The organism is Legionella sainthelensi, assembly GCF_900637685.1.
GTDB classification, from domain to species: domain Bacteria; phylum Pseudomonadota; class Gammaproteobacteria; order Legionellales; family Legionellaceae; genus Legionella; species Legionella sainthelensi.
This window is the reverse complement of record NZ_LR134388.1, coordinates 581,589-593,356: the sequence shown is the minus strand read 5'-3', so window position 1 is coordinate 593,356 and position 11,768 is coordinate 581,589. Positions and strand designations below refer to the sequence as shown.

The window sequence follows — 11,768 nt, the reverse complement described above, 5'->3', positions numbered from 1 at the left end:
AAAATATTGCCAAACTGAAATATTCTTAATACTGACTTAAGTATTGTTTTGTAAAATGCTTGAGATCAAATCTTTTGGGTATCTGTAATGATTGAAGAATATATAAAATTATTAGAGTCATTTAAACGAAACCAGATATCAAAACTATTAGAACGCATTGATGCAAAATTATTTGAAATTCTCTACAGTAAACATGTTAGTCCACGCTTAATTCCTTTTTTTCCACGCTATGAACTTTGTTTCATGACTGATGAAACAAAATTAGAGCCCGGTAAACTCTATGTTCGGGAGCACGAAGGAAAAATTGCCTATTCGGTAATAGCCCCCAATGGCGAAACAATTAAAAATGCAGTCTTAGAAGAGCCTACAGCCCCCTCTCCTTTTAAATACAATCTTGCCTTAATGTCTGACCAAGTAAAGCCTCAAAAAGGTTTGTTTTATGTTCGTATGTTGGATAATGGATTTGAATATACAGTGCTTGATCCCAATGGAAAAACAGTAACTGGCCTCATAAAAAAAGAAGAACTGAAGGTGAACCCTAACTCTAATCTTTCTTTTAAAGACTTAGAGTCATTGATGCCTGAAATTATCGAAATAACCGCGAAAAAGAAGCATACCCATCCATTTATATTAAATGCACTTAGGCCTAACATACTTTCAGCTGTTGCAAGAAAAGGTCATATTCAATGGGCTCCCTTTACTGATTACTCCCTTGATCCCGATAACATTTCTCAAATCAAGAAACTCATTAATGCACTGTATCATGGGCGTCGAACCTTTATAGATTTGGAAAACGCCGATGTTAGAAAGCAACCTTATACTGATTTGAAATCACTGTGGGATAAGACAGTTGATTCAGCATACGAAGCAAGCTTTTTGCTGACCCATCTAGATGTCGATTTGAAAGACATGTTTAGTGAAGAATTAGCCGTTATCTTGCCATTATTTAGTCAAATCCAACATTTTGCAGAAAATCATGCAGAGGAACAAAAGGCTATAGTAGAAGCATTGCAACCCCAACCATTGGCTTACAATGCAGGTCAAGTAGCGGGGATTGCAGTCGATCAAATGCGCCCACTTGACGGGGATGTAGACTATAATTTTCTAACTCAATTTAGTGCCGTCCTGCCAAGTTACATTGATAAGTTAACCCAGCATATCCAACAGTTTTCATCCCAAATTAAAGAATCAGAACCTAAGCTTAATAAGAAAAAGTTAGATGAGTTACAAGATGCAGCCCTTCACTTATTAAATGATTTAGAGAATTTAAAAGGAGGCAGTGTTTTTGTTTCACTTAAGTTCTTAAATTATATCCATATCATTCGCAATATTATCACCTTATCAATGAGTTCTTTGGAACAAATTGGCGAACTTAGCGATTCGTCCCAAGATTTAGTACGTGATAAGTTAGCTCATTTAAAATATAGCCTGATACCCACTTTATTTGGGTTAGTCGACAAAATTGAAGATAATGCCATGTTAAAACCGGGAACATTATCAGTTCCCTTGATGGAAAAAATCAAATTACTCTACGAGGCAATACTTTATCTACCTAAAAAGGCAGTCGACTTTAAAACTCAGGGAGCAGAACTACTTGAAATTGAAGATCCACGCTTTATCGAGTTAAGATTAGAAATGTCTTACAAGCGGATTGATAAGGCGAATAAGGCATTGTACAAAATACAAAAAGCACAAAAAGCCTGCTCCGAATTTTTCGCAATACTCAATGATCCTCGTTATAAAGATTTTCGTTTGTATCAGTTTCCCACCGAGGTAAAAAATGAACTGATAAAAAATTATAAATTGATTAGCCCTTATATGTCTAAACTAGACATTGACTTAAATGCATTGATCATTGAAAAGCTCGGTGCAGAAAAAGAGGGCTGGAACTCTTATCTGAAAAGACAATGGCGTTGGATTCGAAGACAGTACCCCACAGACCATATTCACTTTGTTTTAGAAAAACAAAAGGCTATGGAAGATTTAATTACTAAAGCTGAAAACAGCCAGGTTTTTCATATTAAGTTAAACAAAGATCTCATTGAGTCAGTCCATAAAAACACCAAGTTATTTCTATTTCCTTACAGTGAAAAAGAAAGTGTCTATACTCTTGATGAATCCAGACCACTGCAAATTGAAAAAGACATCAATAAAAAAGCCAAGCTTACAAAAGCCGAATTTCAACGCATACAAAATGCCTATAATCGTTTTGCCCAAATAGTAAAAAGACAAATAACAGCACACCCTGATCTGGAGAACAACTTAACATTAAATAAGCTTGAAGGTACATTACAAACAGAATGTCAAAATTTATATAACATCTTTCAGCCTTATCTTTGTGCGTTTACCTCGCCCCAACATCAGGATGCGGCCAAAAATCTAGAGCAACATTTGACTGATTTTTTTGCAAACAAAACAAATACACACGCTCCAAAGACAACGCTTTTTCTAACCGTTGATAAAAACATTCAGGATTTTTTTAATCAAATTAATTATGAGTGGTCTAACAAAAGTGAACTTCAACAAGTTCAATCTGCTTATACTCAGTTTTCACAACTTATCAAAAAACAAATTGAACTAAAGCCAGAGTTTTACGGCAGCAACCTACTTCTGACCAATCTTGATGAGGATGTAAAAAGACAGTGCCAAAATTTGTATCAAATTTTTAAACCTTATTTCAAATTAGTGGTATCACCTAAGTTTAAAGAATCAGCGCAAAATTTTGAGCAATATTTAGCAGATTTATTTGCTAATAAACCATTAGATATTTTAGATGCGCCCTCTACTTCTTTATTTTTGCGATTGGATAAAGAAATTTTGGAGTTCTTTGAAAAATCGAAAGAGAAAAAAGATAAAGAATTCTTTACCAAATGGAAAGATAAAAGTGAATTTTATTATGACTTCTCGAAAAAAAGTTTTCTGTCTGAAGACGAATCAAAAGACTTAAAGCTTAAACGCGAGCAAGATGCAAAACTTCGTTTTAAAACAGAAAACAGTAATAAAATACTTCAAAATCCTGAACAATTAAGCGCGGATCAAGCGCTTGATATGTGGCAGTGGTATCTAAATAAACATACTAAATTTTTAGTTGTTCGCAATGCATATCTTCAATTTATAGAGCTTATAAAGCCTAAAATCAGCGGAAAAAGACTGCTTCTTGATCATCTTGAGCCCGAAGTAAAAGAGCAATGTCGCAATCTTTATAGTATTTTCCAATCCTATCTCATTAGTGCTGTTCCAGTAGAAAGAAGGGAAGATGCGTTAAACCTGGATAAATATATTGTGGCTTTATTATCAAATGGAAAGATAAGTAGCCAAGATAAGCCTTCAACCCAAACATTCAGAGACTTAGATCGCCTTTTTCAAGATTTTTTTAGTAGAACCCATAAAAACTGGCAAGGAAGAGCCCAAACTTATTATGATTTGGCACAAGAAAAGTTTACTCTTGAAAACGATTCCAATGACCTAGAGCTGGATCCAAAAACGAATAAACGAGCTCATTATGTCATTCCACATACTAATTACTCAGAAGCCATTCGTAAGTTTAGATCATCCTTATTTGAAATTACAAAACTGTTTAATAAAGCAATGAGAGCCGAGTTAAAGCCTCGACAATCAGGGGTGCCTTTCCCCGAAATGGAGGATGACAACCAAAGATTAGCACAAAGCAAACAAGTGTGTGCTTTAAAAGATATATTTAACAGTATGTACCATCTGGAAGGCATTGTTCTTGAATTAGAAAAATTAAATAATAAAAGTGCTAAAAGTCTTTATGTATATTATTTGTTACAAGCCTATGGACATGTTAATGAAATCATTAAATTAACTCAGCGCTTGGTTGCTGATCCTCACCTTGGATTCATTGCCCGCGAACTACAGGACAAAGCACAAAATCTATATGCAACTATACAAGAGCAATCTGATGCATACCAAGTTGGTCCAGAACAGGTCCATTATGGCTCTCCTAATGTACAATATAATGCACTTTGGTATGTTCTTAATGCCTTTTATATAGGACCTAAACACATAAGAGCATTAAAAAATACGAATTACCTAACTACAGAAGAACTCAACGACTTACATATTCGCGCTAAAAAAGCGACTTTATTCATTGAAAACCTAATAAACAGCTCTGACTCTTACTTCAAATTGTTTCTGCAAACACCAAACATGATTTATCTGTACCAAGAGCTAACCCAAAAACTCAATGAATTCACAACGACTTCTCACGATGCAGTGCTAAATAACATAAACCAAATGCATTCGACTGTATTTACTCCCATGCTTCTTGAAGCAGATCTTTGGGAAAACAGATTAGGATTAGAGCCAGGGAAATTATCAGAACCTTTAAGGCAAATAACCAATGAATTTTTTAAGGGATTGCTGCATCCATTTGGCCTAGATTCTAAAACACATCTATCGCTTGTTTGTGATAAAGCCCCCTTAAATAAAAGAACGGTTCTGACGAACAATCAAATTAAAAGTGCGAAAAAATATTTAAAAAATTTAGAGAAAGAATATAATGATATTGAAGATCTATACCAACGTTATCTTGTATATCTTGATCCTGAAAGTCTTTTTCCATCACAACAAGAATTAAATAATGACAAAGAGAATTTACGGAAAGCCTACCAAAAAGCACTCCCAAAAATTGCAAAATTAAAACATGATAAAAAAATTAATATTGAACCTAGTGAGTATCCAGAGGATCTTACACTTGATAATCTCTGTAATGCTGGACTTAAAGATTATGCTCCTCATTTCACTCAAATCGAAGCATTAATCAAAGCAAGCCACCATTACTATCTAGGTTTAAAAGCTACCCATGAAATGCGACTGGCTACTGCGGAAGAAAAGTTAACTTATCTTACTGATTTAGTTAAAGTTCAACAAAAGGAAAATATTGCATTTGTGGAACAATATACTACAGAATCATTTGATAAACATTTTACACTTTATTGCAATCGACACATTGGCCTGCAGTACACCGACAAAGAATATCAAGCTAAGTTAGAAAAATACTTACTTAATTTCAGAAATGAAATCATCGCTGAATCAAAAACAGCAAACGATATTAATTTCAACATACAAAAACGGTTGAAAGAAAAAATTAGTCTTTTTGAAAAAAGACATTATGCCGAATACTATCATCTTGATTCAGTCCGGGTTGCTTTAGCTCAATTTAAAAATTATTTTAGTTATTCTACGGTACAAATACAAAAAAATAATTCTTTATTTGAAAGTGAAACAACCTTAAACCAGAAAAGCAAATGCATTAAAGAACTTGAAGACATTGCTGAAAATCCCAATTTAGAGGTAAAAGAGCGTTTGGATCTGATTCAAAACAAAGTTAAGAATCCTAACTTTGAACGCATCATTCTTAAACATAGACAAACAGATACCTTTAGTTTTAATTTCTTAAAAATATGTTTCTTATCTTTGTTAGAGGCATTGCATTTATACACGCCAACCCGCAAAAAACTTTTAGATGGTGTTAATAATGCAGTACATCACCCTCCTGAAATAAGTGAACTGACAAAGCGCTTTGGTTTGTTTGCTTCCGTACCAACAAGGGATGTGACAAAAAAATACGAAGCGCCAACCCTTATTACAACGCCTACGGCTTAAATGATTTATTAACTATGATGCGGACCGCTTGAGCTGAGCATGTTTACTATCCATTTGAAGCAAATAGTTAATGGATCATCGTGGCGATACGTGGGGTTTAATCATTTCGGGTACTATACATAGATTGCTGTGTTATTTTTATCTAAATAGCTCGTCTTTATTCAATGCAAATCATAAAAATTCTTCGTCTTCAGGGGTTGCTCTTTTCGCATGATCTGCTGCTAACAATAAATACATAGAGGGAACAACAAAAAGCGTAAATAAAGTTCCAATTGAAATTCCCATTGCAATAACCAAACCAATATTAAAACGACTTTCTGCGCCTGCTCCCGTTGCAAAAATTAAAGGGATAACACCTAATACCATTGCTGCAGTAGTCATTAAAATAGGGCGTAGACGTATCGCCGCGGCCGCCTTAATTGCCGCTAATTTTTTTTGTCCTTCAGCTTGTAAGTCATTGGCAAATTGGACAATTAAAATACCGTGCTTGCTGATCAAACCAATTAAAGTAACAAGGCCCACTTCACTGTAGATATTAAGCGTAGCGTGGCCAATACCTAGACTCACAAAGATCATTGCGCCACAAATGGACATAGGCACGCTAATCAAAACAATAAGAGGATCACGAAAACTTTCAAATAAGGCTGATAATGCCAAAAAGATAATAATTAAAGCAAAGAAAAAGGTAAAAATGAGGTTGGCTCCTTCTTGAACAAATTGGCGTGATTGGGCACCATAGTCAATGTAATAACCTTGAGGTAAAGTCTCATTGGCAATATTGGCTAAGGTCTCTAACGCATGCCCCATAGTCACTCCGGGAAACGCAACTGCTGAAATTGTCGCTGAATTAAGTTGCTGGAAATGGTTTAGCGATTCAGGGACAATTTGTCGTTGTAAGTCCGCGACAGTAGACAGAGGGACAGAAGCCCCAGAAGAAGTCTTAATATAATAATTCAATAGTTCATCTGTATTTAATCGACTTTCTCTCTTCACCTGAGGAATCACTTGATAAGAACGACCTGCATAATTAAAATAATTAATATATCCTTCGCTTAAAGCAGACCCAAATAAATTGCCAATATCTTGCATGGTTAAACCAAATTCCGCAATTTTATCACGATCTAAATTAACCTTAGTTTGAATTTGATCGATTTTAAGATCGGGATCAATATAGGCAAAAATACCCGAACGATACGCTTTATCTAAAATACCTTGTAACACCACATTCAGGTTTTCAAATGATTCAGTCGTTGTAATAACAAATTGAATTGGCAGTCCACTTCCTCCCCCGGGTAATGACGGCAGTTGGAATGCGGCTACTTTAGCACCAGCAATTTGCTTAAGTTCTTTTTGAATCAACGGTTGCAGTTGATTTGTTGTTCGTTGACGCTGATCCCAAGGCTTTAAGACCATACCAATAATAGAGGTATTTAATCCCTGAGCGCCATCAACTTGAAAAATATGATCCGTTTCTGAGTACTTTTTGAAAATTTTGCCTACTTCATCGGCATACATCTTGGTTTGAGCTAATGAAGAATTTGCTGGCGCAGTGACTTGAGCAATGATCACCCCAAGATCTTCTTGTGGCGCTAATTCAGAAGCGGAGGTAATAAAAAGAAAATAATTGCTTGCAAGAATAATTATCGCAAAGACAACAACAACAGACAAATGGTTTAAAGTAGAAGCTAAAATGCGCTCATAAAACCGCTCCAATTTTGCAAATAAGCTATCCACATACGCCATAAAACTTCCTTTGGCACCTCCATTTCCAATCTTGAGCAATTTGGAACACATCATCGGCGATAAAGTAAGAGCAATAATCGCTGAAACGGTGACCGCGCCTGCAAGAGAAAAAGCAAATTCCGTAAATAAAGCGCCAGTCAATCCTCCCATAAAACCAATAGGTAAATAAACTGCAATTAAAACAATTGTAATCGCAATAATTGGATTAGCTAATTCACGCGCACCTAACAACGCTGCCTTTAATCGAGTTTGTCCTTCTTCTATATGACGCTGCACGTTTTCGACAACGATAATGGCATCATCAACTACTAAACCAATTGCTAGTACCAAAGCCAACAAGGTAAGAAGGTTAATCGAATATCCCAAAATAAGCATAATCCAGAATGCGCCAATAAGAGACAAAGGAATAGCAACAATTGGAATGAGAACCGAACGCATAGATCCTAAAAATAGAAAAATAACAGCTGTTACAATAAGAAATGCTTCCAAAAGGGAAACAATAACCTCATGAATTGATGAATGAACAAATAAACTCGCATCATAAACAATTTTTCCGTTTAAACCTTGAGGCAATTGTTCCTGAATCGTAGGAAATATTTTTTTATATCATCGATTACTGTTAAAAGATTAGCTGAAGGCGCAACCACAATACCAACATAAACCGCTGTTCGCCCATCAAAACTTACGGAGGAATTATAGTTTTGCGCTCCCAAAGAAACAGTGGCCACATCCTCCAAATGGATTATAGCCCCATTTTGGGCTTTAATAATCATTTTCTTAAATTGATTCACATCGGTTAAATTAGTACTGGCAGTTAAGTTTTGGATAAACATTTGACCGTCAGTACGTCCTACCGCGGAAATAAAGTCGTTATTCGCTAAAGCGGCACCAATTTCTGCTGCTGAAATTCCATAACCAGCCAGCTTAACTGGATCTAACCAAGCTCGTAAAGCAAAGGTTTGGTTTCCAAGAATTTGCGCATTTTGTACCCCATTTACTGCTTGAAGTTTAGGCTGTACCACGCGGATTATATAATCGGTAATTTTATTGATGGGTAACTCATCGCTATAAAATCCAATATACATGGAGTCAATTGTTTGACCTACTGAGACAGTGATTACTGGTTGCTGTGAGTTTTTAGGTAGCTGATTGAGCACTGCATTGACTTTAGTCGTAATATCAGACAATGCTTTTAATGGATCATAATTAAGACGAAGATTTACGGTAATTGTGCTTGTGCTCGGTGAGCTGATTGATGTCATATAATCAATACCATTCGCTTGAGCAATTGAATTTTCCAATGGTGTTGTAATAAATCCAGCAATTACATCAGGATCCGCACCAGTATAAGTTGTTGTCACTGTTACAATAGCATTTTCAGTAAATGGATATTGCATGATTGGCAAAGAATTAATCGAACGTAAACCCATAGCCAAAAGCATCAAGCTAATTACTGTAGCCAGTACTGGTCTTTTAATAAAAATATCCGTATACCGCATGGTGACAAATCCTTAGATTATTTCTCAACAACCTTCGGTGATGCTTCATTACTGGGTTGTAGTTGATTATTGATTACGACCTGACTGCCATTTTTAAGCTTCAATTGACCACTGGTCACTATCACATCCCCTTGATGTAACCCTTTTAATACAGCAATTTGATCGCCACGAGTATCACCAACTGTGACAAAAACTTGTTGCACCACAAGAATTGGTTGATTTTTATTATCCTTTTTTCCACTGTCTTTAACCAAATAAACAATGTCTCCATACGGATTAAACGTAATTGCTGACTGAGGTATTGTAAGATAGCTCTGCTTGTTTCCCACATCCACTTCAACTCGTGTGAACATTCCCGGCTTTAATTTGAAATCAGGATTAGAAAAAGTTGCCTCGACCTCTACATTACGAGTTGCACTGTCCACATTAGGTTCAATCGTAGTAATCGTTCCTTGAAACACTTGATTTGCAAAAGTATCCGTCACCATCTTGACTGTCTGTCCTAATTTGAGTCGAGCCAATGCTTGTTGTGGTAAATAGAAATCTGCATAAATAACATCTAAAGCCTGCAAACTGACTACAGTATCACCCACATTAAGATATTGCCCAGGGTTAACGTTTCTGACACCTAATTGTCCTGAAAAAGGCGCACGTATGGTTTTCTTTTCCACGGTTGCCGCTTGTTCTTCAACTTGAGCTTGCAAATTGCGCAGATTCCATTCATCGGTGTCTAGTGTTTGTTTACTTACGGCACGCACTGCATATTGAGCCTTATCTCGTTTGTAAGTAATTTTTGCTAATTCAACTTGTGCCTGCAGTGAATGCAACAGTCCCAGTTCAGTTCCCGCGTTCAATTGCACCAAAACAGAACCCTTTTGCACAGCAGAACCCGGTTTAAAATAGATTTTTTGCACCATACCAGCAAGCTCAGTTGTCACATTGACTCCAAGAACGGCACGTAGGCTACCTACTGCTTTTAAAGTAGGCTGCCATAATGAAGCCTCTACTTTCATCGTCGAAACAGTAACTGCAGGTGCTTGCATCTGGGAAAGATATTTTTTCAACATATAGCTGCTAAACCCTTTCCAACCGAAAATAAGGCTAAAAAGAATACCTACAGCAATTAGCATAATGATCATTTGTTTTTTTAAAAAAATCGCTTTCATCATAGACACTCTTTGACACACCAAGGTTTATGCCACCAGCCGCCACCCAAAGCCTGAAATAATGCCGCCGTATCGTTATAGCGTGTAGCTTGTGCTTGAATACGACTAATACGCGTCTGTTGGTATTGTTGTTGTGCGTTTAATAAATTGATATAACTAACTGCACCTAAACGATATTGTTTAAGAGTAAGATTTAGAGACGCTCGCGCTGCATCTTCAGCTCTTATTTGGGCTTGTAATGCACGCGCATCCAGCTCTAATCCTCTTAAAACATCGGCCACATTTTGGAATGCTTGTAACACAATCTGCTGATATTGTGCTGCGGTTTGTTGATAAGCAGCAATCGCTGCGCGTCGTTGTGCGAGCAACGCCCCTCCATGAAATAAAGGTTGCAGCACCGTGCCTGTTGCCGCCCACACATTATTTCTGGCAGTATATAGATTTGACCAGGAAGTATTAAGCCATCCCTCATTAGCACTAATAGTAAATTGGGGGAATAAATTTGCTGTAGCAACACCCACTTGCGCACAAGCCGCATGCAACAAGGCCTCAGAAGCACGTACATCGGGACGTTGACGAACAAGATTTGAAGGCAAACTTACAGGTAATTCTGTAGGCAACTTTAAACCATCTAAACGAATAGCAGGCAAAGGCCCGTCTGGAAATGCACCGACAAGAGTAGATAATGCATGCTTTGCTTGCGACAAGCTTTTTTGTAATGGAGGTAAAGTTGCTTTTGATTGCTCTAATAAGGTTTGTTGTGTGAACACATTCTCTTTTGAAACACTCCCTAAACGATATTGTTTGTTTAACAAGTTAAGAATTCCTTGTTCTGCCTGAATCAATTCAAGAGTTGCTTCAATTTGTGCTTGATAAGATGCAACCGCTATGGATGTGGTCACTATGTTAGAGGTTAATGTGAGATATGCGGCAATGACTTCAAATTGTTGATAATCAACTTGTGCTCGCAATGCCTCGATTTGTCGCCGCGCCCCCCCGAAAACATCCAAAGTATAAGATAAATTAAAAGAAGTATAATAAAGACTAAAAGTCACACTCTCCGAGGGGATGCCAATTTGTACCCCTGAATAACGCTGTCGTTGTATCGAATCCGAAACATCAATGGCAGGCCACATTGAATTGCCTATTTGCTCTTTTAAATTTTCCTCAGCCTGACGTAAGGCAGCAGATGCTGCGGCCAAAGTGGGACTGTTTGCTAAGCCTGTATGTATTAGCTGATTGATTTCAGGAGAACGATAAAGCTCCCACCACAATAATGGAATATCTTTATTGGTAATAAATGCTTGCTGTTGACCTCCTGAACCCGTGGTTTTTACCGTTTTATCGGGTAATGGTTTTTCGGTATAGTGTTTAACCTTTGGTGGTGCAGGGGAATGGAAGTTTGGACCCACCATACACGATGTATGAAGAAAAGCGCTGAGGAGCACTCCACTTAACATTCTTGTACGATGCCTAGAAACGAACACTAATTACAATCCCTTGCCAATCATGTAAAATTAATGATTAATTTAGCATGAATTAAAATGAGTTGACAGATTCAGATCTTGTTTTGCCTCTATCTCATTAAATTAATTTAAGTAAAACAAAAAAATTGAGTAATTATTAATCATGAAGTATAATAAATAACTTTGAACGACAATATACTTAATGCTTTTTTTCCACAAATTTAAGGTGAAAGCTACCGGTTTAAGCTTTAATGTTAACAAATAAG

3 protein-coding genes and 1 pseudogene are annotated in these 11,768 nt (G+C 36.6%); 1 reads left to right on the top strand and 3 read right to left on the bottom strand.

What is annotated here, in order from left to right:
• Nucleotides 1-87: 87 nt before the first annotated feature.
• A complete protein-coding gene (locus EL220_RS02630; protein ID WP_027270740.1) occupies nucleotides 88-5,628 on the top strand; it encodes a hypothetical protein in 5,541 nt (1,846 codons plus the stop codon).
• A gap of 171 nt (nucleotides 5,629-5,799) precedes the next feature.
• Here EL220_RS02630 and EL220_RS02625 read toward each other — a convergent pair.
• The 3 genes and pseudogenes from EL220_RS02625 to EL220_RS02615 form a co-directional block, all read right to left on the bottom strand.
• Nucleotides 5,800-8,870, bottom strand: a pseudogene (locus tag EL220_RS02625) (efflux RND transporter permease subunit).
• A 17-nt stretch (nucleotides 8,871-8,887) separates the two neighbouring features.
• A complete protein-coding gene (locus EL220_RS02620; protein ID WP_035905971.1) occupies nucleotides 8,888-10,036 on the bottom strand; it encodes an efflux RND transporter periplasmic adaptor subunit in 1,149 nt (382 codons plus the stop codon).
• A complete protein-coding gene (locus EL220_RS02615; protein ID WP_232002584.1) occupies nucleotides 10,036-11,523 on the bottom strand; it encodes an efflux transporter outer membrane subunit in 1,488 nt (495 codons plus the stop codon). The genes EL220_RS02620 and EL220_RS02615 overlap by 1 nt, the downstream gene beginning before the upstream one ends.
• Between the last annotated feature and the right edge of the window lie 245 nt (nucleotides 11,524-11,768).

Excerpts from the sequence above, each read along its gene's own strand:
- EL220_RS02630 (WP_027270740.1), top strand. The coding sequence starts at position 88 with ATGATTGAAGAATATATAAAATTATTAGAGTCATTTAAACGAAACCAG.
- EL220_RS02620 (WP_035905971.1), bottom strand. The coding sequence starts at position 10,036 with ATGAAAGCGATTTTTTTAAAAAAACAAATGATCATTATGCTAATTGCT.